28 protein-coding genes are annotated in these 24,186 nt (G+C 55.4%); 19 read left to right on the forward strand and 9 right to left on the reverse strand.

The features are described from left to right. Positions 1-13: 13 nt before the first annotated feature. The 3 genes from AABB29_RS07180 to AABB29_RS07190 are packed head-to-tail and all read left to right on the forward strand — an operon-like array spanning position 14 to position 2,244. On the forward strand, positions 14-376 hold the full coding sequence (locus AABB29_RS07180) for a hypothetical protein (RefSeq protein WP_341367589.1): 363 nt from the start codon (positions 14-16) through the stop codon (positions 374-376). A gap of 21 nt (positions 377-397) precedes the next feature. Further along, positions 398-1,291 carry an MFS transporter gene (locus AABB29_RS07185; RefSeq protein ID WP_341367588.1) on the forward strand — a complete coding sequence of 298 codons (894 nt, stop codon included), beginning with the start codon at positions 398-400 and terminating at the stop codon, positions 1,289-1,291. Continuing rightward, positions 1,288-2,244, forward strand: coding sequence for a calcium/sodium antiporter (locus AABB29_RS07190; RefSeq protein ID WP_341367587.1), 957 nt, complete (start codon positions 1,288-1,290; stop codon positions 2,242-2,244). Before AABB29_RS07185 ends, AABB29_RS07190 begins: the two co-directional genes overlap by 4 nt. Positions 2,245-2,404: 160 nt before the next feature. On the opposite strand, the gene AABB29_RS07195 is transcribed toward AABB29_RS07190, so the two are convergent. From AABB29_RS07195 to AABB29_RS07215, 5 genes are all read right to left on the reverse strand, one after another. Further along, complete coding sequence (locus AABB29_RS07195; protein ID WP_341367586.1) at positions 2,405-2,872, reverse strand: hypothetical protein; 468 nt, start codon at positions 2,870-2,872, stop codon at positions 2,405-2,407. Positions 2,873-3,008: 136 nt separating this feature from the next. Beyond that, positions 3,009-3,206 carry a hypothetical protein gene (locus tag AABB29_RS07200; protein WP_373636847.1) on the reverse strand — a complete coding sequence of 66 codons (198 nt, stop codon included), beginning with the start codon at positions 3,204-3,206 and terminating at the stop codon, positions 3,009-3,011. A gap of 88 nt (positions 3,207-3,294) precedes the next feature. Beyond that, the gene (gene tnpB, locus AABB29_RS07205; protein WP_341367585.1) at positions 3,295-3,657 is read right to left on the reverse strand and encodes an IS66 family insertion sequence element accessory protein TnpB; all 363 of its coding nucleotides are present in this window, start codon (positions 3,655-3,657) and stop codon (positions 3,295-3,297) included. Next, positions 3,641-4,048 (reverse strand): hypothetical protein, encoded by a 408-nt coding sequence (locus AABB29_RS07210; protein ID WP_341367584.1) that lies wholly within the window; start codon positions 4,046-4,048, stop codon positions 3,641-3,643. Before AABB29_RS07210 ends, tnpB begins: the two co-directional genes overlap by 17 nt. A 269-nt stretch (positions 4,049-4,317) precedes the next feature. Further along, entirely contained in the window at positions 4,318-5,181 is an 864-nt protein-coding gene (locus tag AABB29_RS07215) for a LysR substrate-binding domain-containing protein (protein ID WP_341367583.1), read from the reverse strand. 108 nt (positions 5,182-5,289) lie between these two features. Between AABB29_RS07215 and AABB29_RS07220 the strand changes: the two genes are divergently transcribed. From AABB29_RS07220 to AABB29_RS07270, 11 genes are all read left to right on the forward strand, one after another. Then, a complete protein-coding gene (locus tag AABB29_RS07220; RefSeq protein ID WP_341367582.1) occupies positions 5,290-6,444 on the forward strand; it encodes an ABC transporter ATP-binding protein in 1,155 nt (384 codons plus the stop codon). 1 nt (position 6,445) lies between these two features. Next, the gene (locus AABB29_RS07225) at positions 6,446-7,417 is read left to right on the forward strand and encodes a sugar ABC transporter permease (RefSeq protein WP_341367581.1); all 972 of its coding nucleotides are present in this window, start codon (positions 6,446-6,448) and stop codon (positions 7,415-7,417) included. After that, positions 7,417-8,379 (forward strand): carbohydrate ABC transporter permease, encoded by a 963-nt coding sequence (locus tag AABB29_RS07230; RefSeq protein WP_341367580.1) that lies wholly within the window; start codon positions 7,417-7,419, stop codon positions 8,377-8,379. Before AABB29_RS07225 ends, AABB29_RS07230 begins: the two co-directional genes overlap by 1 nt. A 122-nt stretch (positions 8,380-8,501) precedes the next feature. After that, complete coding sequence (locus AABB29_RS07235; RefSeq protein WP_341367579.1) at positions 8,502-9,749, forward strand: ABC transporter substrate-binding protein; 1,248 nt, start codon at positions 8,502-8,504, stop codon at positions 9,747-9,749. A 61-nt stretch (positions 9,750-9,810) separates the two neighbouring features. Continuing rightward, the gene (locus AABB29_RS07240) at positions 9,811-10,638 is read left to right on the forward strand and encodes a phosphodiesterase (protein ID WP_341367578.1); all 828 of its coding nucleotides are present in this window, start codon (positions 9,811-9,813) and stop codon (positions 10,636-10,638) included. Beyond that, entirely contained in the window at positions 10,635-10,979 is a 345-nt protein-coding gene (locus AABB29_RS07245) for a metallophosphoesterase (RefSeq protein ID WP_373636848.1), read from the forward strand. The genes AABB29_RS07240 and AABB29_RS07245 overlap by 4 nt, the downstream gene beginning before the upstream one ends. A 392-nt stretch (positions 10,980-11,371) precedes the next feature. Continuing rightward, positions 11,372-12,379, forward strand: coding sequence for a BMP family protein (locus AABB29_RS07250; protein WP_341367576.1), 1,008 nt, complete (start codon positions 11,372-11,374; stop codon positions 12,377-12,379). After that, positions 12,376-13,917 (forward strand): ABC transporter ATP-binding protein, encoded by a 1,542-nt coding sequence (locus tag AABB29_RS07255; RefSeq protein WP_341367575.1) that lies wholly within the window; start codon positions 12,376-12,378, stop codon positions 13,915-13,917. Before AABB29_RS07250 ends, AABB29_RS07255 begins: the two co-directional genes overlap by 4 nt. Next, on the forward strand, positions 13,907-14,956 hold the full coding sequence (locus AABB29_RS07260) for an ABC transporter permease (RefSeq protein WP_341367574.1): 1,050 nt from the start codon (positions 13,907-13,909) through the stop codon (positions 14,954-14,956). Before AABB29_RS07255 ends, AABB29_RS07260 begins: the two co-directional genes overlap by 11 nt. A gap of 4 nt (positions 14,957-14,960) precedes the next feature. Beyond that, positions 14,961-15,905: an ABC transporter permease gene (locus AABB29_RS07265; RefSeq protein ID WP_341367573.1), complete on the forward strand. Its 945-nt coding sequence runs from the start codon at positions 14,961-14,963 to the stop codon at positions 15,903-15,905. After that, complete coding sequence (locus AABB29_RS07270; RefSeq protein WP_341367572.1) at positions 15,905-17,182, forward strand: amidohydrolase family protein; 1,278 nt, start codon at positions 15,905-15,907, stop codon at positions 17,180-17,182. Before AABB29_RS07265 ends, AABB29_RS07270 begins: the two co-directional genes overlap by 1 nt. A 267-nt stretch (positions 17,183-17,449) precedes the next feature. Here the strand turns inward: AABB29_RS07270 and AABB29_RS07275 are convergent, their stop codons facing one another. Continuing rightward, positions 17,450-18,061 carry a CGNR zinc finger domain-containing protein gene (locus AABB29_RS07275; protein WP_341367571.1) on the reverse strand — a complete coding sequence of 204 codons (612 nt, stop codon included), beginning with the start codon at positions 18,059-18,061 and terminating at the stop codon, positions 17,450-17,452. Between the two features lie 184 nt (positions 18,062-18,245). On the opposite strand from AABB29_RS07275, the gene AABB29_RS07280 reads away from it, so the two are divergent. The 3 genes from AABB29_RS07280 to AABB29_RS07290 are packed head-to-tail and all read left to right on the forward strand — an operon-like array spanning position 18,246 to position 20,173. Continuing rightward, on the forward strand, positions 18,246-19,181 hold the full coding sequence (locus AABB29_RS07280) for an alpha/beta hydrolase (RefSeq protein ID WP_341367570.1): 936 nt from the start codon (positions 18,246-18,248) through the stop codon (positions 19,179-19,181). A 43-nt stretch (positions 19,182-19,224) separates the two neighbouring features. Further along, complete coding sequence (locus tag AABB29_RS07285) at positions 19,225-19,857, forward strand: NAD(P)H-dependent oxidoreductase (protein ID WP_341367569.1); 633 nt, start codon at positions 19,225-19,227, stop codon at positions 19,855-19,857. A gap of 49 nt (positions 19,858-19,906) precedes the next feature. Next, positions 19,907-20,173, forward strand: a complete 267-nt coding sequence (locus AABB29_RS07290) for an SDR family NAD(P)-dependent oxidoreductase (protein ID WP_373636849.1) — start codon at positions 19,907-19,909, stop codon at positions 20,171-20,173. Between the two features lie 193 nt (positions 20,174-20,366). Here the strand turns inward: AABB29_RS07290 and AABB29_RS07295 are convergent, their stop codons facing one another. The 3 genes from AABB29_RS07295 to AABB29_RS07305 all read right to left on the reverse strand — a co-directional run bounded on the left by AABB29_RS07295 (position 20,367) and on the right by AABB29_RS07305 (position 22,779). After that, entirely contained in the window at positions 20,367-20,840 is a 474-nt protein-coding gene (locus tag AABB29_RS07295) for a DUF4440 domain-containing protein (RefSeq protein WP_341367568.1), read from the reverse strand. Between the two features lie 40 nt (positions 20,841-20,880). Continuing rightward, positions 20,881-21,690 carry an RNA polymerase sigma factor gene (locus tag AABB29_RS07300; RefSeq protein WP_341367567.1) on the reverse strand — a complete coding sequence of 270 codons (810 nt, stop codon included), beginning with the start codon at positions 21,688-21,690 and terminating at the stop codon, positions 20,881-20,883. Between the two features lie 192 nt (positions 21,691-21,882). Next, positions 21,883-22,779, reverse strand: coding sequence for a LysR family transcriptional regulator (locus tag AABB29_RS07305; RefSeq protein ID WP_341367566.1), 897 nt, complete (start codon positions 22,777-22,779; stop codon positions 21,883-21,885). A gap of 103 nt (positions 22,780-22,882) precedes the next feature. On the opposite strand from AABB29_RS07305, the gene AABB29_RS07310 reads away from it, so the two are divergent. Beyond that, positions 22,883-23,518 (forward strand): FMN-dependent NADH-azoreductase, encoded by a 636-nt coding sequence (locus AABB29_RS07310; protein WP_373636850.1) that lies wholly within the window; start codon positions 22,883-22,885, stop codon positions 23,516-23,518. Beyond that, on the forward strand, positions 23,508-24,149 hold the full coding sequence (locus tag AABB29_RS07315) for a glutathione S-transferase family protein (protein WP_341367563.1): 642 nt from the start codon (positions 23,508-23,510) through the stop codon (positions 24,147-24,149). Before AABB29_RS07310 ends, AABB29_RS07315 begins: the two co-directional genes overlap by 11 nt. Positions 24,150-24,186 lie beyond the last annotated feature (37 nt).

Genomic DNA, 24,186 nt, shown 5'->3' on the forward strand with positions numbered 1-24,186 from the left:
GGGGTTAGTGTTCATGGCACGCAGCTTACTTCCGCTTTCGGCGCTTCTTCTCGGTTCGGCCTTCTTGCTGTTTGCCGGTGGGGTCAACGGGCTCATCCTGCCGATCAGAGGGGAAGCAGAAGGCTTTACGGCGGCGTCCTTGGGTCTACTCGGTACGGGCTGGGCGATTGGCTATGTCGCCGGATGTATGCGAACGCCCGGCTTGGTCGCCCGCGTCGGACATATTCGTGCATTTGGTGTCATGTGTGCGATCGCGGCAATTGCCGTCTTGCTATCGCTGGTTCTGATCACGCCATGGGTCTGGATCCCCGTGCGCGCCTTGTCTGGGTTTTGTTTTGCCCGGGGCCGCGATGATCGTCGAAAGTTGGTTGAATGAACGCGATGATGCATCTTCACGATGGTCAATCTGGCAGCGACGACTGCAGGACAGATGGTGCTAACGCTGGGAGATTCAAACGGGTATTTCTTCTTCGTGCTTGTCGCGATGGTCTATTGTTTGGCGCTGTTACCGACCGCGATCAGTGCCACCACAACACCGCGTCCACTGACACAGGTTTCCTTGGACCTGCGTGGCCTATGGAAGAATTCACCCATAGCTGTCTTTGCGGTGCTGATGGTCGGCATATCAAATGCCTCATTCGGGACACTCGCGGCTGTCTTCGCGGCCCGGATCCAGATGGATCTGAACGACATCGCGCTTTTTGCCAGTATTCCAATCCTCGCTGGGGCGGCGATGCAGATCCCGGTTGGCATTGCCTCGGAAAAGTTCGACCGTCGCAAGGTTCTGATTGCGATCACTGTCTTTGCCTTGCTCGCGGATGCCATGTTTCTGTTCACTGGCGCAACGCAGCCGCTCGTCGTACTCGCGTTGTCGGCACTCTTCGGGGCGACGGTGTTTTCGATGTATCCCGTGATTGTGGCCCATGCGAATGACCATGCAGCGCCGGGTACGTTCATTCAGGTCAGTGGGGGGCTTCTGCTGGTGTTTGGGATTGGATCGATTGTCGGGCCAACCGTTGCGGGTTTTGCAATGACATCATTCGGCGCAGCCAGCCTGTTTGCCATTACCGGGTTAGCGCATATCTTGCTTTTACTATTTGCCCTGCTGCGCCTGAAAATCGCGCCCGCCGTCACCGCCGAAAACAAGGTCTTGTTTCAGGCCAAGCCACTTGCGCGTGGGTCAACACCCGAAACGGCAGCTCTTGCGGCGGATCAAGCGGAACTGGACGCAGAACAACCATCTGAAAAGCCAACAAGCACGCCTATTGAAGAGAAGGACCCAAAAGAATGAGCGCCACACTCCTTGTCATTCTTGGCCTCACAGGCCTCGTGGTCGGGGGCGAAATGCTGGTGCGTGGCGCTGTCTCCAGCGCAAAATCCTTCGGCATTTCTCCGATGGTGATTGGACTGACATTGGTTGGCTTCGGCACCTCGACGCCAGAGCTTGTCACAAGCTTGCAAGCGGCACTTTCCGGCTCGTCCGGCATCGCGATAGGCAATGTGGTCGGCAGCAACATCAGCAACGTGCTGCTGATCCTCGGGATTGCTACCTGCCTGGCACCAATTGCGGTCGACCCAAGGGCATTCCGCCGCGATGGAACAGTCATGGTCATTGCCACACTCTTGTGCTTGGCCACGGTGCTTTGGGGAGACATCAGTCGTTTGGTCGGTTTTGGGTTCATCGCAACCCTAACCGCTTATTTGACTTTTACACTATGGACCGAGAAGCGGAGTGGCGACACCCCAGCAACCACCGTTTATGAGGGCGAAGCCGAAGCCGTGCCCGGCCCTGACTATGCACTTGGCGCTTCAGTTGGCATTGCTTTGGTCGGACTGGTTGTCACGATCTTCGGGGCGAAGTTCTTGGTGTCAGGTGCAGTCTCAATCGCGCAAGCTGCAGGGCTGTCAGAAGCGGTGATTGGGCTGACTATCGTGGCAATTGGCACCTCAATGCCCGAACTGGTGACCTCGATCATTGCTGTGCGCAAAGGACAAGGCGACGTCGCACTTGGCAATGTGCTGGGCAGCAACATCTTCAACATTCTCGGAATTCTGGGTGTCACGGCCATTGTGCAGCCAATGAGCATACCAGCAGAAATCATCCGGTTAGATATCTGGGTAATGTGCGGCGCGACAGTCCTGCTGCTGCTCTTTGCGAGAACCGGATGGACACTCAGTCGGCGCGAGGGCGGGCTTTTTGCGGTAGCTTACTCGCTTTACCTTGGATTTCTGCTTCTGCTGTAGCTGCATCTCTTTTGCATTGAAGGTTCTCAAACCGGACATTGGTGCAGCCGCAGCGAAAGCTCAGTTTGCCCGCTCTGCCGTCATTTTGTTCGCGGACATCGAACGGCCGATATGCAGTCTCTGTGCTTAGATATGAGTTTGCTCAATTACTACGGTATCATCACACAAAATCGCCGGGTGCGATCGCCTGCAGACGTTTGAGGACGTCCGTCTTCCTCCCATCCTGCAGACACTGCCAGTGGGTGTTGTCGCGTCCATCAGGAAAAATCTCGCAAAGGATGCGGTAGGCGGTAGCACCATTGTCGCCAAGGACTGTGAGCGCTTCGTCCAAACCGTCGATGATCGTGTCATCTGAAACGACCTGCCATCGCGGATACTTGGTTTCGCCGGTTGGGCCTGTGATCCCGAGCATCTTATGTGCCAGCCGCAGTTCATCGACCTGTTGCGCTGAAAGACTGAGCAAAACCGCGATCTTTTCGGCGACCCACATGTCTTCGCGTGACAACAATTCCGCAAATCTTTTCACGCCGCGTGCGCGTGCTGCCGCGAGCGGGTCCTGGGAGCGGTCCATCTTTGCCACGTGTCTGCTGAACGCCACCGTTATCAGGTTCTTGGCGTACTCTTCCACAGACAGCCCGGTTTCTTCGGCGTCTTGGTTTAACGCGACAATGATAGAACCGGGGATCTCCGTGATGACGACATCTGCGTGGTTCGCCTTCCAAGTGGACGCGGTGCATCACTTTCATCTTCTGTCGAAATGCCTGTCAATCAAAGATCTGCGGTTCGCCTGACATCTCTCCCGCGATGGGCGCGTCTTGCATTGAGCCTGCGTCCGACGCCGCGACAGCCTCGCCTATCAGTTGCTGCGCATAGAGTTCGACCGACAGTGCGGCCTCGATGGAAAGCCTGTGTATCGCGGCAAGAACTGAAGCCGGAATGTCGATGATCATTGGATCTTGCACAGCGGGGACTCCATGGTTGTTGTCTCATTCAAGTCAGTTTTGAGCTATCTGCCACACGTCGGGGTCATGGCAGATCTCCATCAACTGACTATACGACCGCTGGCCTGCAGGTGTGCCGCAGCACAACGCGTTGCCAGTCCAAGCCCTCAAACAGAGCTTCGAATTGGGATCGATTGATGGTGATGACCTCATCCGTCATCTGCGGCCAGACAAAGCCAGCGCCCTCGATGCGCTTGTAAGCCATGACGAGCCCGGTCCCGTCCCAGACGATCAACTTCAACCGATCCGCCCACTTTGAGCGGAAGATGAAGATGGCCCCGCTGAACGGATCCAGATCAAACTCGTTCATGACGATGGCGGCCAGCCCATCCATGCCTTTGCGGAAGTCGACCGGCTTTGACGCCAGATAGAGTTTGAAATTGCCGATGGCGAAATCATGCGCGTGCCTCAACCGCCAGAATGATCTTCACCAAATCATCAACCGGATAGGCAGCAGGAAGCGCAAGATCGACATCCCTGAAGTGAACGTAAATCTGATCAGCATCAGTATCGGCTCCGACACCCCCAGGATGTTCTTGGTCCTCTACAACCACTTCTGAGAACACGCGCTCATCTCGTCGTGACGTCCGCCTGGTTCCCGCACGCCGGACATCAGAGCGCCATTTGTAGACGAGGGATTGGGATGCGTTGCGGGTTTGTATGACATAGCTGACCGCCAGTTCGCCGCTGTCGAACTTGTCTTTTACGAACCGTTTGAAGCTGGGTGGCCAGACCCGCCGGCCGCCGGCGTGGACTTCTATCGTGAAGCCGTAGACTTCGAAAGATTGTGGGAATTTCCCCATGACTGCCGCCTCGTCTTGTTTTGCGGCAGTATGTAATGTCGAAGACGACCATGTCAGAGGCTGATTAGGGGGTCAGATGCACCGCTTACGCGTAATCGCGGGTTTCGGTTTCTCCAAACTCTTCCACCGTTTCGAGTCAGATCGGCTTGTAGTACCCATTAGTGCAGACTGCAGCTAATCACCGCAAAGGGTCCAACCCTCCTAATGCTGCAGGACACATGAACGGCCGCTTTTAGTTCGCAAAGTGGGACCGAACGCTCGGAAAATTCTCATTCAATGGCGGCATTGATGAATTCTGAGACGAGCTTCAATCGCGCGCGGTCCTTGGTGGCGATAAGGGACGTGTTCCGGGTTTCTGGCATTTCTTCGATGTCAATTTCGCAAAGATTATCTTTGATGAGGCTGCTGTTTTGCAAAAACAACGCGACGCCAATGCCCTGCAACACCGCTTCGCACATCAAGGGGAAGGTCGTCATTGTGGCCACGCGATGAAGCGATATGTCGTAGCGATCGCAAGCGCGGTCAAGTAAGCGGCGCGTGAGCGACCCCTTCTCTGGCACAATGACCGTCTCTTGTGCAAGCTCGGCCAGCGAAATCTTGGCGCGTTTGGCGAAAGGGTGATCGCGGCGGCAATAGATCATGTAACGCGCGCTTTCGATATGGATTTTTTCCCAATGCTCATGATCGGGCGCATCCGTGATCAGGCCGACATCCGCAAGGCGGTTGCTGATCATCGATTTGGCGGTCGTCCAATCGTAAAGTCCGAAATCGACTCGGATATCGGGAAACCTACGCTGAAACCGCGCGATGATCTTCAGCGCGGGTTGTGGTGCATTTCCGATGATCTTGAGACGCCCTTCTTTCATGGCATTGAACCCTTCGAGCCGCTCGGCGACTTCTGCGCTGAGGGCAATCATGCGGTCCGCGAGGTCGTAAAAATCCTGTCCGGTCGGGGTAAGTTCCACGCCATCTCGGCCGCGCAGTAACAGAAGCGTACCGACGCCTTTCTCAAGGTTCGCAATATGTTGCGTAATCGTGGATTGGGTGACACCCAACCGCGCAGCCGCGGCGGAAAAGCTGCCCTCGCGGACGACATAGGCAAACGCTTCGAACTGGTGGTGGTTGGGACGCATGATCTTTCCTTTTGCCCCTCAGATAGAACCCATCGGTTTCACTAATATGACGACACAAAACGGTTGTGCTCACCGCCTATCCCTTTGGCTGCACCAAAGGGGAATCACATGTCAGATTTGCAGATTGCATCTGTCACCAAGCACTTCGGAGAGACCTCCGTTTTGAAAGGGGTGACCTTGGACGTGAAGGATGGAGAGTTCATTTCGTTGGTGGGCCCTTCTGGCTGCGGAAAATCGACCCTGTTGCGGATCATCGCTGGGCTTGAGGCACCGACGAGCGGCAACATCGCAATCGGAGGGAAGGATGTGACGCAGCTCCGCGCGGCGGATCGCAATCTGTCGATGGTGTTTCAATCCTACGCGCTTTATCCGCATTTGACCGTGGCCGAGAATATCGCTGTGCCTTTGCAGATGCGCCAAATGACCGCGCTGCAGCGGTTGCCGGTGCTGGGTGGTATCCTGCCCGGTGCGCGGGTGCAGAAAGACGATATTGCCCAGGCGGTCCGGCATGCGGCTGAGATGCTGGAAATCGCGGCGCTTCTTGATCGCAAGCCCGGCCAATTGTCGGGCGGGCAGCGACAGCGTGTTGCCTTGGGCCGCGCTTTAGTGCGCGATCCCGCGGCGTTCTTGTTGGATGAACCGCTGTCAAACCTTGATGCGAAGCTGCGCGTTCAGACCCGCGCCGAGATCGCCGAGTTGCACCGCCGCCTGAAGGCGACGTTTATCTACGTCACCCATGATCAAGTCGAAGCCATGACAATGTCCGACCGGATCGCGGTGATGATGGGCGGTGAAATCCTGCAATGTGCTGCCCCCGATGTGATCTATGAAGACCCTGACGACATTCGCGTGGCTGAATTTATCGGCTCGCCCAAGATCAATATCTTGCCGGTGGAGCGCAACGGCACCGCGCTAACGGTGTTTGATCAGGTTCTGAATGCGCGTCTCTCCATTGACAGCCCGAAGGTGATGCAGATGGGCCTGCGTCCCGAGGCCCTGCAGTTGACCCAATCCGCGCCACGTTTGATCGGACGGGTGGCGCACTTAGAAAATCTCGGGTCAGAAGTCTTTGCCCAAGTTGCCTTGGACACCGATGGATCGCGGGTGACCCTGCGGGCCATGCCGGCGCAGCGGCACAGTTTGGGTCTGGGTGCGCAGGTTGGTCTGAGCTTTGATTTGAGCGCGGCGATGATATTCGACGCGGGCGGCGCGCGGTTGCGCCGCGTCGAACTTGCCGCCAGCCGCGCAGCTGAGGTGGCCTGACATGGTGGCCGTGGACCCCAGCGTCGCAGCAGACGTCACCAAGCCCAAAGCCGACAACAGACAAGCGCGCATAGGCTGGGGGTTGGCAGCGCCTGCGTTGATTCTGATGGTTTTGATCTTGCTGGTGCCGATTATCGTGGCCGGTGTCCTGTCTTTCACCGACTATTCGTTGGGCAACCCCGGTTTTGATTGGGTCGGGTTGCAAAACTACGAGCGCCTGTTCACCCGTTCCACCTACGAAAAGATGTTTGTCGCGACCTTTACATATGTGGTCACCGTGGTGCCAATTTCCGTGGGTCTTGGCCTTGGGGCGGCCTTACTGGTTCATTCGCTGGGCCGGATCGGGGACATCTACAAGACGATCTATTTCCTGCCGGTGATGGCCACGCTTCTGGCGATGGCGATTGCTTGGGAGTTCATGCTGCACCCGACCATTGGCATGGTAAACCGCACGTTGGAGATGAGCTGCGGGACGTGGTTCGAGGTCATCCCCTTCTTTGCAGGCGGCTGCGCCGAGGGCTTCCCTTTGTGGCTGGGGGATCGTGACTACGCGATCTGGGTGGTTTGTTTCATTGGCATCTGGCAGGGCTTCGGCTTCAACATGGTGTTGTTTTTGGCCGGTTTAACGTCGGTGCATCGCGAGCTGTACCACGCCGCCGAAATGGATGGTGCCCGCTCTGGGTGGGAGCGGTTCCGACTGGTCACTTGGCCCGCCCTCGGACCCACCACCGTCTTTGTCGTGACCATTTCCTGCATCCGCGCCTTTCAAGTCTTTGACACGATCGAGGCCTTCTGGCCCCAGGGCGGCGGGCCGAACAAATCTGCCTACGTGATGATGTTCGCGATCTTCGAGAAGGGCATCCAGCAGAACCTGATCGGAATCGGCTCGGCCATCACCATGTTGTTCCTGCTGTTCGTCATGTTTCTGACCCTGATCCAGCGCTGGTTGGTCGAACGCAAGGTGCACTACTGATGACACGCGATTGGTGGAAACATATGGTGCTGATCCTTGGCACGATTATCGTATTGGCGCCGTTCTACATGATGGTCAGCTATTCGTTCAAAAGCCCCGGCGAAATCGACCGCGGCGAAGGCGGCTTTTTCGGCCGTCAAGAGATGATGATCGACCCGCGCTGCGTCGCCCTGCGCCAGCCGGACCGCGCCGATATCGAAGCTGCCCGCGCGCGGTTTGCGGGGCAAGACGACGCCAGCGTGCAGGCCTCTCTTTTGGCCGAGACTGAGGCTGCCTGTTCCATGCGGCCCGTTGTTTTCAACTATTCCAAAGCCTTCACCGAGGCGCCGCTTGTCCGCTATCTGCTGAATGGCGTTATCGTCACGGTATCGATCTTCCTCATCCAGATTGTTGTGGCCCTGCCTGCCGCCTATGCGCTGGCAAAGCTGAAGTTTTGGGGGCGCGATGCGGTCTTCGGGCTGGTCCTGTTCTGCTTGTTGATCCCTGTCCACGCCATTGCATTGCCGCTTTATATCGGGCTGGCGAAGTTGGGGCTGACCAACACCTATGCAGCCCTTGTCGTGCCGTGGACGATCTCGGTTTTCGGGATCTTCCTGATGCGTCAGTTCTTTATGACGGTGCCTGACGATTTGATTGACGCAGCACGGATGGACGGGATGTCCGAGCTGGCTATCGTCTGGCGGGTCATGTTGCCTACTGCGATCCCTGCGCTTTTGGCCTTCGCGATCTTTTCTGTGGTGGCTCATTGGAATGATTATTTCTGGCCGCGCATCGTCGTGACCGGAAACCGTGACCTGTTCACCCCGCCGCTGGGTCTGCGCGAGTTCAAGGGCGATGGGGACGGGTCGTTCTTTGGCCCGATGATGGCCACGGCCACTGTTATCGTCACGCCTTTGATCGTCGCATTTTTGCTGGCCCAACGCCGGTTTATCGAGGGGATCACGCTGTCTGGAATGAAGTAGGGCGCGCCTTGGCCCGCCCTACACATAGCCCCGCATGGGGATAATCACCTCCCCGAACGGGGAACATCATTGGGGTCTACCAATCGCCAAACCGGACGTCCCCGACAACTGGAGTAGAGATAATGAAAAATACCGTAACTGCAATGGCTTTGGCGCTTTCCGCCACCGCCGTTTTCGCCGAGGAAAAGGTGACGATCGAGTTCGCCTATCCCTATAGCCACCTGTTTGATGTGACGTATGAAGCCATGATGCCGGCCTTCAACGCAGCCCATCCGAACATCGAGGTCGTTTTCCGCGCCACCTACGAATCCTACGAGGACGCCACAAACACCGTTCTGCGCGAAGCCGTTGCTGGCAATCTACCCGATGTGACCATGCAGGGTCTGAACCGTCAGGCACCATTGGTCGACAAGGGCATCGCCCAGTCTCTGGCACCATTCATTGCCGCCGAGGCCGATTTTGAAACAAATGGCTACCACGAAGCCATGCTGGCCCTGTCCACATTTGACGATGAAGTCTACGGCCTGCCGTTCTCGATCTCTTTGCCGGTTGGCTACTACAACATGGATATCCTAAACGAAGGTGGCATTACCGAGCTTCCAACAACTTGGGATGAGGTCATTGCCGCTTGTCAGACCATGAAAGCCAATGGCATCGAGAACCCGATTTTCTGGGGCTGGAACATCACCGGTAACTGGTTCGTACAGGCCCTGTTATGGAGCCAGGACAAAGCGATCGTCGAAGGTGGCCACGTGACTATGGACAGCCCAGAGGCACTCGTCGCGTTGGAGCAGATGCAAGAGATTTTCGAGGGCTGTGAAATGCAAAACCTCGATTGGCAGGCCGCACTTGCGTCCTTCTCTGCAGGCGATATCGGCATGATGTTCTGGTCCACTTCGGCCTTGGGCGCAGTTGAACGCAGCCAGGGCGAGTTCGAGCTGGTAACCGGCCCGTTCCCGGGCCTAGGGGGCACACCGATGGGTCTGCCTGCAGGCGGCAACGCGGCGATGCTAACCTCGACCTCGGATGACCCAGCGGTGCGTGAAGCGGCTTGGACATGGCTGAAGTTCATTACCTCCGGTGAGGGCGCAGCTCAGGTCGCCATGACGACCGGCTACATGCCCCCAAACAGGGCCGCCAACGAGATCATTCTGGCCGATTTCTACGAGCAGAACCCCAACAAACAGACCGCTGTGGACCAGCTTCCGCTACTGCGCGACTGGCTGGCCTATCCCGGTGACAACGGCTTGGCGATCACGCAGGTGATCTATGACGGGATCGAACGCATCGTCACCGGCGACGCCACCGACATGCAAGAACTGCAAGAAGAGCTGGTCGAGGAAATCGCCGACCTTCTGCCAAACGGCTAAACCAAATTCTGGTCGCCCTTTCGGGGGCGGCCAGATCTCTTTCCAAGAAAGGCTAAGGTCCATGAAGCTTGTGCATATTTCCGACATTCATTTGACAGCTCCCGGCGAACGCATGGGTGGATTGAACCCCCATAGACGTTTTGCCCAAGCGCTGGACGATGTGCGGGCGCACCACAGCGATGCCGCGCGAATCATCATTACAGGCGATTTGACCCATTGGGGCGAACCTGCGGCCTATGCGACCCTTGTGGATGCCCTGAAAGATCTGCCTTGTCCCGTGCGTCTGTTGATCGGCAACCACGATGACCGTGCGGCCTTTCTTGCGGCCTTCCCGGACCATCCCCAAGACGCGGCGGGTTTCATCAACTACGCAGAAACGGTGGACGACACGCGTCTGATCTACCTCGACACGACCGAGCCACGCACCCACGCAGGCCATTTTTGCAGCCGCCGCCGCGATTGGTTAGACGCCGAACTGTCAAACTGCACCCATGCGCGCCTGTTCATGCATCACAATGCCATGGCCCTTGGCCTGCCTGCCGAAGACAAGATCGCCCTCGTGCCGGAAGACCGCGGACCACTGGCCGCGCTTTTGACAAAGTACCGCGACCGCATCGATTACATCCATTTTGGCCATGTCCATGCGCCGGTGCACGGGACCTGGTGCGGGATTCCTTTTGCTGCCGTCCGCTCAACAGGGAACCAATCCCTGCCAAATCTGAATGAGCAGGAGCTGCTGGATGGTGCTCCGATGGCCCCGTCTTACGGGGTGATCCTGGCACAAGATACGGGCACCACCATTCATGAAATCCCTTTCACTTGGGACGGACCGATTTTTAGTTCCGGGACCAAGTGGGACGATTGGGCCAAACCAGTGGCTGCAGAATGAAATTTATCCATCTCACTGACACCCATGTCATCGGTGAGGGGACGCTTTATGGCGAGGACCCCGTCATACGATTGCGGGCCGCTGTCGAGTCTATCAATCGGGAACACAGCGATGCGGAGTTTGTTGTCCTGACGGGTGACATGACCCATTGGGGTGACGCTGCGGCCTATGCGCGGTTTTCGCGCGAAATCAGAGATATCAACATGCCCATACACTTTATGGTGGGCAATCACGACGATACCGCTGCTTTTGGTGCGGCTTTCCCAGAGGTACCCGAGGCTCGGACTTACCTTCAGGAGGCGTGCGACGTTACCTCGCGCACCTTCGCACGCGGCGAGTAGCGTCTGTATCAGTTTGTAGCTCCAGAACTTCGACAGCTTCTGGATCGCACGCATCGGCCACCTGAAGTTTCAACACTCACTAGATGCTTGGCGACGCTGTCAGCCTGCAAGTTGCCCGAGAAAAACACCCCTACGATCACCTGTTGCTGCAGCTTTTGCCGGACCACATGATGATAGGCGCATGGGATGGCGGCGGCGTTGTGCAGTTCTGGATCTGTCCAGAGGATTTGCTCCCCCAGAATTGGGGCGCTGCCTAAAATGAAGGCTTGTTGTCCTTTTTGTGTGGGTCAACGGGCGAGGTCCGGCATTGAGCACTGTCTTGCTAGAATTTTATTGACCGTTTGATTAACTTTCTCAACAGTTCGAGCGATCAAACAATAGGAGAACTCGACATGTCCAATGTACTTCGCCCCAGTCGCCGTCACTTCATGGTTACAAGTGCAGTATCCGCGCTGCTGGCGAGCACGACTCGTACTCTCGCGGCAGATCCAATCAAGACCGCCGGGATTTACACAGTACCTGTCGAGCAACAATGGGTCAGCCGCATTCACATCGCGGCCGTCGCGGCCCAAGATCGCGGTGATATCACCTACAGCTACTCTGAAAACGTAAGCAATACTGACTATGCACGTGTCATTCGCGAATATGCGGAAGCGGGTAACAAGCTGATTATCGGCGAGGTTTTCGGTGCCGAACAAGAGGCCCGTGAAGTCGCCGCAGATTACCCTGATGTCGCCTTCCTCATGGGTTCTAGCTTCAAAGAAGACCCCGCGTTGCCGAATTTTGCGGTTTTTGACAACTACATTCAAGATGCCGCCTACCTCTCGGGCATCATTGCTGGGTCCATGAGCACATCGAACAATATTGGTATGGTTGGTGGTTTCCCGATCCCGGAAGTGAACCGGTTGATGCATGCCTTCATGGCTGGCGCGCAGGAAATGAACCCAGGAATCGCCTTCCAGGTCAGCTTTATCGGCAGTTGGTTTGATCCGCCCAAGGCCAAGGAAACCGCCCTTGCGATGATCGAAAACGGTGCCGATGTTCTGTATGCCGAACGGTTCGGGGTCTCGGACGCAGCAAAAGAACAGGGCGTTCTGGCGATTGGGAACGTCATCAATACGCAGGCCGAATACCCTGATACTGTCGTGGCATCCGCCATCTGGCACTTTGAACCGACGTTGGACAAAGCTATCGCTGAGGTTCAGGCAGGCACATTCGCTGCGGCTGACTACGGGATCTATTCTTTCATGAACGCGGGCGGTACTTCGCTTGCACCGCTTGGTACTTTTGAGGGCAAGGTTCCGGCGGAGGCATTGGCATTGGTTGAACAGCGCAAGGCCGAGATTATGTCGGGTGCGTATGTCGTAACCATCAACGATGACGAGCCGACCTCGTCGTGAACGAAACCGCTGTCGAGGCGCTTCGTCTAGAAGACATCACGAAACGATTTGGCGCGCTGACCGCAAATGATGCGGTCAGCCTGTCGTTGAATCAAGGTGAAGTCGTCGCTCTTTTGGGTGAAAATGGTGCTGGTAAAACCACGCTAATGAACATCATTTTCGGCCAATATGCGGCGGATAGTGGTTTCGTGCGCGTCTTTGGTAAGGACTTGCCATCGGGTAATTCACGTGCAGCCTTGGATGCAGGCGTGGGTATGGTGCATCAGCATTTTACGCTTGCCGACAATTTAACCGTGTTAGAGAACATCACCCTTGGGACCGAGCCGTTATTGCGCATCCGGGCCGATTGGCAGGGCGCGCGCGCACGGATTTCAGAACTATCCGCGAAGTATAACTTGGCGGTGGCCTGTGATGCGCGCGTTGGTGCGCTGACAGTGGGTGAACGGCAACGGGTTGAGATTCTCAAAGCTCTTTACCGCGATGTACGTATCTTGATCTTGGATGAACCAACCGCAGTGTTGACGCCGCAAGAAGCAGACGACCTCTCTGCCACGCTACGGCTGGCCGTCGCGGACGGACTGTCGATTATTTTCATCTCTCATAAACTGCATGAGGTGATGGCTATCGCCGACCGTGTCGTTGTATTGCGCCACAGTAAGGTGATTGGTGAAGCCCGGACAAAAGACACGAACAAGGCCGCGCTCGCGGCGATGATGATGGGCACCCAAGCGGATACCCCCAAAGTGGTGACGGCGGCCCCCGGCAAGACGCTGCTGGCCCTTACGAATGTCACAACGCCCAACCAAGGCACCGCACCAGGACTGAAATCTGTTTCGTTTGCGCTGAAAGCGGGGCAGATCATTGGGTTGGCCGGTGTCTCGGGTAACGGGCAAGCTGCCCTTGCGGGTCTGGTCGGTGGAACCATGAAGCCTTCTTCGGGTAGGCTGATTTTGAATGGGAAGGATCAACAAAATTGGTCCCCACGTATCGCCATACAAAGTGGCATTGCCCGAATCCCAGAGGACCGACACAAGACAGGTACGATTGCCGATTTCGACTTGACCGAAAACGCGATCCTTGAACGGTATATGACCGAAGGTTTCAGCAAATCTGGTTGGTTAAACTGGCGCTCCGCACGCGAATTTACGAATGCAATTATCGCCAAATATGACGTCCGCTGCCCCGGTCCAGATACACCGATCCGATTACTGTCTGGGGGCAATATGCAAAAATTGATCTTAGGGCGCACGTTAGAGACTAATCCGCAAGTGATCCTCGCCAATCAACCCGTACGGGGGTTGGATATCGGCGCTGTTCACTACGTTCATAGTCAGCTTTTGGCAGCACGCGACCGTGGGGCGGCTGTTTTGCTGATCTCAGAAGACTTGGACGAGATCATGGCCCTGTCCGACGTCATTCATGTCATCGCAGATGGCCGTCTTTCGCCCGGCTTTGATCGGGGGCAGATGACACCCGCGCAATTGGGGTTATGGATGGCCGGCCAAGGATTTGAAAACGAGACAAAACATGCGTCTTGAACCAATCACTGACCCAAGTTTAGCACGCAAGCTGGGTTTTCCATTTGTCGCACTCTGCGCCACATTCATTAGCGCGTCGCTGCTTGCGATGATCGCAGGGGCGAACCCGTTTTCGGTCCTTTACCTTATCCTAAAGGGGGCGTTTGGATCGTCGTTTGCGATCCTTGAGACATTGAATCGGGCGACGCCTTTGATCTTCACAGGGCTTGCGGTAGCGGTGGCCTTTCGGGCCAAATTTTGGAACATCGGCGCTGAAGCCCAACTTTATGTAGGCGCATTAATGACGGTGTTGTTGGGGACCGGCGTTTTGCCGTGGCCATCAGCGGTGTTGCTGCCGGTATTGGCATTGACGGCTATTCTGGCGGGGGCAGTGTTATTGTTGATACCTGCGCTTTTGAAAACCCGGTTTGGTGTGGATGAGGTCGTCACCACCTTATTGTTTAACTTCATTTTCTTGCTATTCATTTCCATGCTGCTTGAAGGCCCCTTGAAAGACCCAATGGGCATGGGATGGCCCAAATCTGCCCGGCTCATCGACGAAGCACGGCTGCCCCGCATTTTCGACGGTTTACGCCTTCATTGGGGTTTTGGTTTGGCGATCATTTCGGCCGTCCTCATTTGGCTGATCCAGACCCGAAGCACCTTAGGATACGAGATGCGTGCGGTAGGCCTGAACCGGCAAGCGGCGGCGTTTGCGGGCATTCCGGTCAATCGCGTGTTGCTGCAAACGGCGTTGTTGTCGGGCGGGCTTGCGGCGCTCGCCGGGTTTTCGGAGGTGGCAGGCGTAAAGGCGAGCCTGACGCTCGATCTTTCACCCGGCTATGGCTACACCGGAATTATTGTCGCGATGTTGGCGTTGTTGAACCCTTTAGGCGTGGTGGTCGCGGCACTGTTTGTCGCGGGTATTTTTGTGGGTGCTGATAGCATGAGCCGTGCGGCGGATGTGCCCACTTATCTTGCGGATATGATGCTGGCGATCGCGCTTTTGTTGATGGTGTTGGCAATCATGCTGACACGGTTCCGGATCGTGAGGGACTGACGCCATGGAAATTGTCGAAATCCTATTTACTGCCAGTTTTTGGGCCGCTGCGATCCGCATCGCAAGCCCACTCATCTTTGCCACTTTGGGCGAGGTCATTTGCGAACGGGCTGGCGTTCTGAATCTCGGGATCGAAGGGATCATGGTCGCGGGGGCCTTTGCCGGCTGGATGGCGGTCTATTCAGGCACTGGGCTTTGGGTCGGGGTTGGCGTTGCGATGTTTGTTGGAATGTGTTTCGGTTTGCTGCATAGCACGCTCACCGTGCCGTTTGGCCTGTCACAACATGTGGTCGGATTGGGGGTGACGTTGCTGGCAACCTCATCAACCTATTACGCCTACCGATTGGCGCTGCCAGAGGTCACAAGCCCACCAAAGATCGAAGCCTTTCAACCCTTTGAAATCCCGCTTTTGCATAAGATCCCGTTGATCGGCGAAGCCCTGTTTTCACAGACGCCGCTGACATATCTTGCCTTCGCTCTGGTCGTGATTGTGAGTTTCGTGTTGTATCGGACGCCCCTTGGTCTGGCAGTACGTGCAGCAGGTGAAAATCCAAATGCGGTTGCCGCGCAAGGGCTGTCTGTCACGGCAATCCGCATGAGCGCTGTGATCGTTGGTAGCGGCCTGATGGCTGTAGGCGGTGCATTTTTGACAATGTCGGCCTTTGACAGTTTCTTTTTTGAGATGGTGAACGGACGCGGCTGGATTTGCATCGCCTTGGTGGTCTTTGGATCGTGGCGACCGGGCAAGGCGTTGCTTGGGGCGGTGCTGTTCGCGGCATTTGATGCGCTACAGATTCGGGTGCAACAAACAAGCTTTGGTGCGGTTGTACCTTACCAGATATTCCTGATGATGCCTTATATCCTGTCCATTCTCGCACTTGTCATCATATCGCGCCGCGCAGCTGTACCTGCAGCGTTGATGGTGCCATTCAATAAAGGAGAACGCTGATGTTTGATCTGATGATTAAAGGCGGGACCATGCCGGATGGCGAAATCGCTGATATTGGAATTGTCGGCAACAAGATTACGGCAATGGGCGCACTTGAGGGTGCGCAGGCCGGTAAAGTGATTGACGCGACCGGTGATCTGGTCAGCCCGCCTTTTGTCGACCCGCACTTTCATATGGACGCGACCTTGTCCTATGGCGAACCACGTATCAACGCGTCGGGCACATTGCTGGAAGGGATCGGGTTGTGGGGTGAGCTTAAACAGGTGATGACACAAGACGAAGTTGTCGCCCGTGCCCTCACCTTTTGCGATTGGGCGGCCAGCATGGGCCTTCTCGCGATCCGAAGCCATGTGGATGTGTGCGATGACCGTCTGTTGGGTGTCGAGGCGCTGCTTGATGTGCGCGATCAGGTGAAGGATTACATCGACCTTCAGCTTGTCGCTTTTCCGCAGGACGGATTTTACCGCGACCTGACGGCAAGAGAAAACACCATCCGTGCGCTGGATATGGGCGTTGATGTGGTTGGCGGAATCCCACATTTCGAACGGACCATGGCCGATGGGGCTGCATCAGTTCGCGAGCTTTGTGAACTCGCCGCTACACGCGGTTTGATGGTTGATATGCATTGCGATGAAACCGATGATCCAATGTCGCGCCATATCGAGTCTTTGGCCTATGAAACCCAGAGGCTCGGGTTGCAAGGGCGCGTGGCGGGATCACACCTGACATCGATGCATTCGATGGATAATTACTATGTTTCCAAGCTTTTGCCGTTGATGGCCGAAGCCCAGATCAATGCAATCCCGAACCCATTGATCAATATCGTCCTGCAGGGGCGACATGACACATATCCCAAACGCCGAGGACTCACCCGTGTGAAAGAAATGCAGGCTCATGGGATCAATGTCGGTTGGGGACAGGATTGCGTTTTGGATCCTTGGTACTCGCTCGGCACCGCGGATATGCTTGACGTGGCATTCATGGGATTACACGTGGCTCAGATGACCAGCCCGGAAGAGATGCGGACCTGTTTTGAAATGGTCACCACCCATAACGCGAAGACTATGACCCTTGCTGATTACGGATTACATGTTGGTGCCAAGGCGTCGTTGGTGGTCCTGGACGCCAGCGATCCGATCGAGGCGCTGCGCTTGCGTGCCGCGCGATTACACGTCGTCGCAAATGGGAAAGTCATCAGCCAAGGCGAACGGGCAGATGCAAAAATGTCGCTACCCGGCCGACCGCCCGTTTCACGTCGGCGTCATCACGTCAATTGAGCGATTGGAAGCGGTGTAAATACATAACTCGGACGGCGACAGCCTGCCCAGCCCGACAACACCCTCCACTGGGCGATCTGGCTCAACTATGCGGTATGCATATTGTTGATCTCTGACAGGGAATCGCGCGATAGCAGGCGGAGTGGGTGTCACCCCGCCATACCAAAGCAGTTGTCTGTCCCTCGTACGGCGTTGGATCATTCTGAGCCCACCTGCCAATTGAATTCCTCACATCGAAGAGAATCACGCATTCAATGAAATGGAGCGTTAACCCCGTTTTCTGAAAGCAGCCGCTTTGGCGCGATTGCCGCAAACATCCATGCTGCACCAGCGTCGTTTGTGGTTCTTGCTGACATCCAGGAAAAACAAAGTGCAGCTCGCTCCTTCACAGCGGCGAACATACCTTAGATCAGCTTCGGCAATAAATGCGGCGCAAACGGCTGCAATGCGAGGCAATAGGTCTTCGGGTTTTTCTATGGCATAGGTGATGCTCAGCCCAAATCCTTGGCCGCCGGACCTGTCTGGAGCGAGCGATAGCGATTGTGTGCCCTGTCCCATCAAACGATTGAGTTCGTTTATCATTTGGTGACCCGCCGGAACGTCGTTGGTTTCAGCAATAGTATTTACCAAATCTCGAAATTCTTCACGGAATGCGCGAATATTTTCTGACGCCAGGTCCAATGATTTTCGATGTTGGGCGCGCATCAATTTCGTTTTTTCATCGTCGGTTAGAAGGCCAGCCTGGAAAAGCCATTCCAGCACATCCTGACCGGATGAAAGCCATTCGTACGCAGTCGCGCGTGGCGTGGCGATAGAATTAACAAAATCCAGCGCTGTGTTGTCAGCAATGAAAAAGGGTGCGGGGCGAATATCTTGCATCGCGATTGAGACTCCTTGCGTATTTGCAATGATCAAAAGCCCCTAAAAATAACCTTCTAAAATCATCATTGCAAGTTACTTGTGATCGTTATGGAACAAATAAACGTGACTTGTCAAAGCTACTTTACGAGCGTCATTGGTAACTGGCTAAAATGACTATTAACAGTTACTAAGGATAAGCCACATGACTAACCTTCTTCCTATCGCAAGCTCTTTGCTTCTCTTGTCATCCCTTCTGCCAGCCTGGGCGGGCGAAGACAGCGGTCACCAAACCACATACAATACTGTCGAGATCGGCGACGTGAACCTGTTCTACCGAGAGGCGGGACCCAAATCAGCGCCAACCATCCTTCTTTTGCATGGTCTCCCATCCTCTTCGCACATGTATCGAGATTTGATCCCCACACTGGCCGAAAACTATCACGTTGTCGCGCCAGACTATCCGGGTTTTGGTCAATCCTCGGCACCTGACGCTGCAGATTACGATTATGACTTTGCAACACTTGCGGCGACTATTTCGTCGTTCACAGAACAGCTCGACATCTCGAACTACACGCTCTTCATGCAGGACTTCGGCGGACCTGTTGGGTTTCGGATGGCACAAGCCAATCCAGAGAAAGTTGATGGGATCATTATCCAGAACGCAACTATACATGCGCAGGGGTGGAACCCCGACATCGTGAACCAGTTTGCGCCGTTTTGGAGCAATCGGACAGCCGAGACAGAAGCGCCATTGCGCAGCTTCTTTGCGCCAGAAACAACCCAGTGGCAGTACACGCAAGGCGCCAACCTGACAGCACGCATCAACCCTGATGCTTGGATTAACGACCAAGCCGGGCTGGACCGCCCAGGTAATCACGACATCCAGCTGGAATATCTTTGGAACTATCAGGACAACGTCGCCAAATATCCGGAATGGCATACGTATCTGTCCGAATATCAGCCGGACACCCTAATCGTCTGGGGACGCAATGATCCGTTCTTCGTGATCGACGGTGTGACGGCCATTGAGGAACTCGTACCGGACGCAGATGTGCATCTGTTCGATGCCGGTCACTTTGCATTGGAAACACACAGCAACGAGATCAGCGCCGCCGTGCATGATTTCATGTCTCGTTAATTCTCGCCCTGACCCTTTTGAACTCATACAAGAGCACAAACACATGACCAAAAAAATTCTTCATATTGTCGCTTCTCCTCGTGGTGAAGCATCCCAATCCACGAAGCTGGCCAATGCATATTTGGACGCAGCAACGCAGGCTGATCCGTCCGCCATGGTGGACACGTTGGAACTTTGGCACGAAGACCTGCCAGAATTTGATGGCGACAAAGCCGCGGCAAAAATGACGTTCTTTGGCGTCGGAGAGATGCAATCGGCAGAACGGACAGCTTGGGATCACGTTGTCGAAATCACCACGCGGTTCACCGATGCCGACGTTTATGTCTTTTCCGTTCCCATGTGGAACGGCGGGATCCCATACAAGCTAAAGCACTACATCGACATCATCACGCAGCCCGGTTTGTTGTTCGGGTTTGATACACAAGACGGTTACTTTGGGCTGCTCGAGGGCAAGAAAGCCATTGTTTTTTATACCTCCGGTGTTTGGAGCCCAGGCGCAGATGCAAAGTATGGAAGCGATTTCCATTCAGAGTATCTTGGTTGGTGGTTGGATTTTGTCGGCATCAAGGACGTAGGTATCGGACGCTTCCAACCGTCTCTTTTGACTGGGGATCCTGAAGGCGATCAGAAAGCGGCGATCGAAAATGCAATCGCGCTTTCAAGCGAACTTGTCTAGCCCCCCTTAAACAAACAGCCGCCGTTTGAATCACGGCGGCTGACCACCAATGAACTATACGGAAGAAACTATACGAAACTTAAAGAAAACACATGATGGATGGTCCCTGATTACGGGGGCATCATCTGGTATTGGCAAGGGAATCGTCTGTGAACTTGCGGCCCAAAAATTTGATCTGATCTTTGTTGCCCGAAGCGAAGACGCATTGGAGGGGCCGTCACATAAAGGTATGTCGCGCCACGGAATTCGGACGAGAGTGGTTGCGATGGATCTGGTGCGAAACAAAGCTCCGCGAGAGTTGCATTCGCGGGTATGACAGGCGTAATCATAGGAGCAGGGCCATGTGCCACGCGCAAAGCGCGAACGTTCGGGTTTCAGAAAACAAAAGTCCTCATTGACCTGCGCGTTATGGTTGCTTCGGGCTGGGTAGTTTGGCGCGGTCGGTTTGAAGATCGCGCGACTCAGATGACAGAGGTATGGGCCGAGGCAGTTTGCTCGGCCCAATGTTGTTATTGATCTTGCGTCAGCAACCGCCCGCCGTGTGGATTATCGATGACCATTTTCCAGCTGCCGTCTGGCTGACGGCGCAAGACCGCGATCGAGAGGCCGGATTGTGCCAGCTCTTGGCCATCCGGTGTTTTGCCCGTCATTGACCACGGCGCGATGTGCACCGCAACATCGCCGTTCACGATGACTTCATGGCCTGCATAATCGAAAACCGGACTGACCGCCGCCATACCAGCGAACATTTGCTCCATGAGTGCGGCGTCCGAAACCGGTGCCCCCGGTTCAAAAAGAACGGTCGCTTCGGATTCATAGCTGGCCATGACACCAGCGATATCATTGCCTTGGAAATTGCTGGTCATGGTTTGGACTGCGTTCAATACATCTTGTTGATCTTGGGTCATAGTTTGGCTTTCTGCTGTTGAGGTTTGAGGAATGGCCAAGGCAAGCGCCATCAGCCATGCAAATGCATGTTTCATAGTTGGTTCCTTTTTTAGGTTTCAGGGTGGTTGGGTGAATCTAGCTGGGAGCCTCAATTAGTCTGAGCACTTGTGCAGCATAGTCTTTGGGCGAACGGAGTGGGCCCGTCGCACATTGCAGTTTCGCGGCTGTAAGATCGGATTGGGTTTGTGATGCCAACGCCTGAATCTCAGAAAAACGAGGTGCATCCTGTAGATCGGGGGACGGGCCATTGCCAATTCGCCCGATCGCCATCGCAGCCGGTAAGCGTTTTGTGCAGGAACAGGGGGCATTGGGCGCGGCCAAGCCGCAGGTTTTTGCCGTGAAGTCCTGCACGCGGGCGCGCGCCCGGGATAACCGTTTTCGGTAGGTGCCAGGGGTAATGTCCAAGACATCCGCCGCCGGCCCGTGTTCGAATTCCAGCACGTCACCCAAAACATAGGCTGCGCGGTGCTCTCGATCTAGGCAAAGCAACATCGCCATCGTGCATCTTAGCCGCAGCTCATTGAGCATGACGTGGTCTTCAGGCGCCGCATTTTGTTCATCGGCAATTCCGTCCAGTAGGTCATCCGCAAACATCTGAAACGAAAGCCCGGGATCATTTGCGATGATCTTACGGGCAGTCAAAAGGTAGTTCGTCGCAACGCGGTAGGTCCAAGTTTTGAAACTGCTATCGCCCCGAAAAGTCGATAGCTTTGTAACGATACGAATGAGGATTTCTTGTGTCGCATCTTGTGCGGCGTTCGGATCAGCCAGCATGCGCAGGGCCAGTTTGTATACTTGGTCCTGAACCCCACGCACGATGTTTTCCAACGCTTTAGCATCCCCGTCCTGGGCCAATTCTATGTCTGTCTTGCTTATGGAGGTCATCGTGTTTTCGTCCCTTTCGAAGGCATCATATTCTATTAGACGGTTCATAGAGGCGAAGTGTGACCGGAAAAGTGAGGCGCCGGTGAAAATAGTCTAGGGCAGTGAAAGAGCCGGTGTTCAGACGTGTTTCAAAGTCTGAAGTCTGGCGACGCCTTTCCCTGCCGGATCAAGGTTGCGGGGAAAGTGCGACTTTCACTGCAAATTCTGTTTCAGAAAGTCGATCATCACGCGGGTTTTCTGCGGCAGGTAGGTTCGACTTGGGAAAAGTATATAGGCACCGGTATTGAACGAGGTTGCCGTGCAGTCCCATTCCGGCAGCAGATCGATCAGGGTGCCGTCGGCGATGCCCCTGTCCACTAGCCAATCTGCCAGCAGGGCAACTCCCATTCCGGCGGACGCCATATCGCGAAGGGCGAGCGCATTAGAGATGAGCGTTTTGCCCGAAATCTCAACTTCTTGCGCGGGGTCATTTTGACCACGCCGGAACAGCCATCGGCTTCGGAAGTCTGGTAAGGCGAAACGTAAACAGGTCCGCGTGCTAAGGTCTTCGGGGGCATTGAGCGGCCCATTGGCATTCAGATAGGAAGGGGATGCGACAACACGGTAGCGGGTTCGCATAAGGCGCGTTGAAATCAAATCACCCTTGGGGGCCGAGGCCAATCTTACTGCAAGATCAAGCCCTTGGTCCAAAATGTCGAGGTTCGCATCAGAGGAGAGCAGTTCAACCGTAATCTCAGGGTAGGTTGCGTGAAATTTTGGCAGCAGCGGCACGATCTTTTCGATCGCAAATGCCACCGATGCCGTCATGCGCAAATGGCCCTGGGGTTCAACAGTTGCGTTATGTGCCTCTTCGCGTGCGGCTTCGAGTTCATCCAGAATATCGGCGATGCGGGCAAGGTAGCGTTCACCAGCTTCGGTAATGCGCAGCCGTCTTGTCGTGCGATCAAATAGACGAAAACCGATATCATCTTCGAGCCCGGCGACGATCCGGGAAACGTTTGAGGCGTCCATATTCATCGCCTCTGCGCCAGCCGCGATGCTACCCGCCCGCAGGACTGCGAGGGCCGTTCTAAGAGCGGTTATATTCATCGCGCACCCATTCATGCAAATTTTGCACGATTATCATTCCAAACGCACCATATCGCAAGTTTTTTGCAGGACGTAGAAAAGGCTCAACCCAATGGAGCTTCTTATGCCCAATCTTCTTCGCATTGATACATCTGCCCGCATGTTCGGGTCTCATACCAGCGGCATCGCGGATGCAGCCCAAGACGCCTGGCTTGTCGCCAATCCATCCGGACGCGTTGTCACCCGGCATATCGGCGAAACGCCAGTTCCCGCCCTAACCGAAGACACCGTCGCCGGTTTCTTTACCGATCCGTCACTCCGCAACACAGAACAGACCGAGGCAATTGCCCTGTCGGATGCGCTGATCGCTGAACTCTTTGCGGCAGACATGCTTTTGCTAACCGCCCCGATCTATAACTTTTCGGTGCCAGGAACGCTGAAGTGTTGGATCGATCAAGTCACGCGTGTTGGTGAAACCTTTGGCATGGATGCGAATGGGTTCCACGGTCTGCTGAAAAATAAGCGGGCGGTCGTGATCTGCGCCTATGGGGCCGACGGTTATTTGCCAAGCGGCCCCTATGCTGCTGCGAATTTTCTTGAGCCTTATCTGCAGTTCATTCTGCGCTTTATCGGGATTGATGATGTGCAGGTTGTTTCCGTCCAAGGCACATCAGGCCCGGATACGTCCGCTAACGTGTCTGCCGCGATTGATACGGCACGAGGTGTGATGCAGACTATGGGCCAAACCGATGCGGCCTGAGCTTTATTGGATTTCAGGCAGCGCCCCTTCATGGCGCGTTATGCTTGCCTTCACACTCAAGGGCGTTCCATTCACATCCAAACGGTTGGATCACGGCGCGGGTGAAAACAAGACGGCCTCCTACCTGTCACTTAACCCCAAAGGGCAAGTTCCAACCGTAGTGTTTGGCGGTACCGTGATCCGCGAAAGCATCGCCATCCTTGCGTGGATGGACCGTGCATTTCCTGAATGCCCTATTTTCGGGGACACGGCCGATCATTCGGCCGCGATTTGGCAGGATATCATGATTATGGAGGGCGATCTGCGCGCGCCTGTCGCGGCTACAGCGCAGGGTCTCTTACGAGGGCGCGTCATCGAACCAGCAACGGTTGAGCAGCTGTCCCGCTTGATGGACGGCTACGAAGAAAGGCTCACAGAGCTGACTTTCTTGGGCGGTGAAACAGCCATGGCGGCTGATATCTGGCTCTATCCCGCGCTCCATTGGATTGCTCGTGGCGTGACCCTGTCAGATCGCCCGCCTCCCAAGATTGCCAGCCTCGTTCAGGACCGCCCCGCAATCGAAGGATGGATGATCCGCATGCGCGAGCTGCCCGGCGTCGACCAAACCTATCCACCTCACTGGCGGGACTAAAACCCGCTTTTCAACAGCCAACCGAAAGGGAACCAAA

The sequence above is a fragment of the Yoonia sp. BS5-3 genome, from assembly GCF_038069655.2.
In the GTDB taxonomy this organism is placed as follows: domain Bacteria; phylum Pseudomonadota; class Alphaproteobacteria; order Rhodobacterales; family Rhodobacteraceae; genus Yoonia; species Yoonia phaeophyticola.

Excerpts from the sequence above, each read along its gene's own strand:
- AABB29_RS07180 (WP_341367589.1), top strand. The coding sequence starts at position 14 with ATGGCACGCAGCTTACTTCCGCTTTCGGCGCTTCTTCTCGGTTCGGCC.
- AABB29_RS07215 (WP_341367583.1), bottom strand. The coding sequence starts at position 5,181 with ATGCGTCCCAACCACCACCAGTTCGAAGCGTTTGCCTATGTCGTCCGC.
- AABB29_RS07265 (WP_341367573.1), top strand. The coding sequence starts at position 14,961 with ATGGAAATTGTCGAAATCCTATTTACTGCCAGTTTTTGGGCCGCTGCG.
- AABB29_RS07225 (WP_341367581.1), top strand. The coding sequence starts at position 6,446 with ATGGTGGCCGTGGACCCCAGCGTCGCAGCAGACGTCACCAAGCCCAAA.
- AABB29_RS07220 (WP_341367582.1), top strand. The coding sequence starts at position 5,290 with ATGTCAGATTTGCAGATTGCATCTGTCACCAAGCACTTCGGAGAGACC.
- AABB29_RS07270 (WP_341367572.1), top strand. The coding sequence starts at position 15,905 with ATGTTTGATCTGATGATTAAAGGCGGGACCATGCCGGATGGCGAAATC.
- AABB29_RS07285 (WP_341367569.1), top strand. The coding sequence starts at position 19,225 with ATGACCAAAAAAATTCTTCATATTGTCGCTTCTCCTCGTGGTGAAGCA.
- AABB29_RS07250 (WP_341367576.1), top strand. The coding sequence starts at position 11,372 with ATGTCCAATGTACTTCGCCCCAGTCGCCGTCACTTCATGGTTACAAGT.
- AABB29_RS07275 (WP_341367571.1), bottom strand. The coding sequence starts at position 18,061 with ATGCAAGATATTCGCCCCGCACCCTTTTTCATTGCTGACAACACAGCG.
- AABB29_RS07210 (WP_341367584.1), bottom strand. The coding sequence starts at position 4,048 with ATGGGGAAATTCCCACAATCTTTCGAAGTCTACGGCTTCACGATAGAA.
- AABB29_RS07280 (WP_341367570.1), top strand. The coding sequence starts at position 18,246 with ATGACTAACCTTCTTCCTATCGCAAGCTCTTTGCTTCTCTTGTCATCC.
- AABB29_RS07310 (WP_373636850.1), top strand. The coding sequence starts at position 22,883 with ATGCCCAATCTTCTTCGCATTGATACATCTGCCCGCATGTTCGGGTCT.
- AABB29_RS07230 (WP_341367580.1), top strand. The coding sequence starts at position 7,417 with ATGACACGCGATTGGTGGAAACATATGGTGCTGATCCTTGGCACGATT.
- AABB29_RS07235 (WP_341367579.1), top strand. The coding sequence starts at position 8,502 with ATGAAAAATACCGTAACTGCAATGGCTTTGGCGCTTTCCGCCACCGCC.
- AABB29_RS07295 (WP_341367568.1), bottom strand. The coding sequence starts at position 20,840 with ATGAAACATGCATTTGCATGGCTGATGGCGCTTGCCTTGGCCATTCCT.
- AABB29_RS07240 (WP_341367578.1), top strand. The coding sequence starts at position 9,811 with ATGAAGCTTGTGCATATTTCCGACATTCATTTGACAGCTCCCGGCGAA.
- AABB29_RS07305 (WP_341367566.1), bottom strand. The coding sequence starts at position 22,779 with ATGAATATAACCGCTCTTAGAACGGCCCTCGCAGTCCTGCGGGCGGGT.
- AABB29_RS07245 (WP_373636848.1), top strand. The coding sequence starts at position 10,635 with ATGAAATTTATCCATCTCACTGACACCCATGTCATCGGTGAGGGGACG.
- AABB29_RS07315 (WP_341367563.1), top strand. The coding sequence starts at position 23,508 with ATGCGGCCTGAGCTTTATTGGATTTCAGGCAGCGCCCCTTCATGGCGC.
- AABB29_RS07185 (WP_341367588.1), top strand. The coding sequence starts at position 398 with ATGGTCAATCTGGCAGCGACGACTGCAGGACAGATGGTGCTAACGCTG.
- AABB29_RS07300 (WP_341367567.1), bottom strand. The coding sequence starts at position 21,690 with ATGACCTCCATAAGCAAGACAGACATAGAATTGGCCCAGGACGGGGAT.
- AABB29_RS07290 (WP_373636849.1), top strand. The coding sequence starts at position 19,907 with ATGAACTATACGGAAGAAACTATACGAAACTTAAAGAAAACACATGAT.
- AABB29_RS07190 (WP_341367587.1), top strand. The coding sequence starts at position 1,288 with ATGAGCGCCACACTCCTTGTCATTCTTGGCCTCACAGGCCTCGTGGTC.
- AABB29_RS07260 (WP_341367574.1), top strand. The coding sequence starts at position 13,907 with ATGCGTCTTGAACCAATCACTGACCCAAGTTTAGCACGCAAGCTGGGT.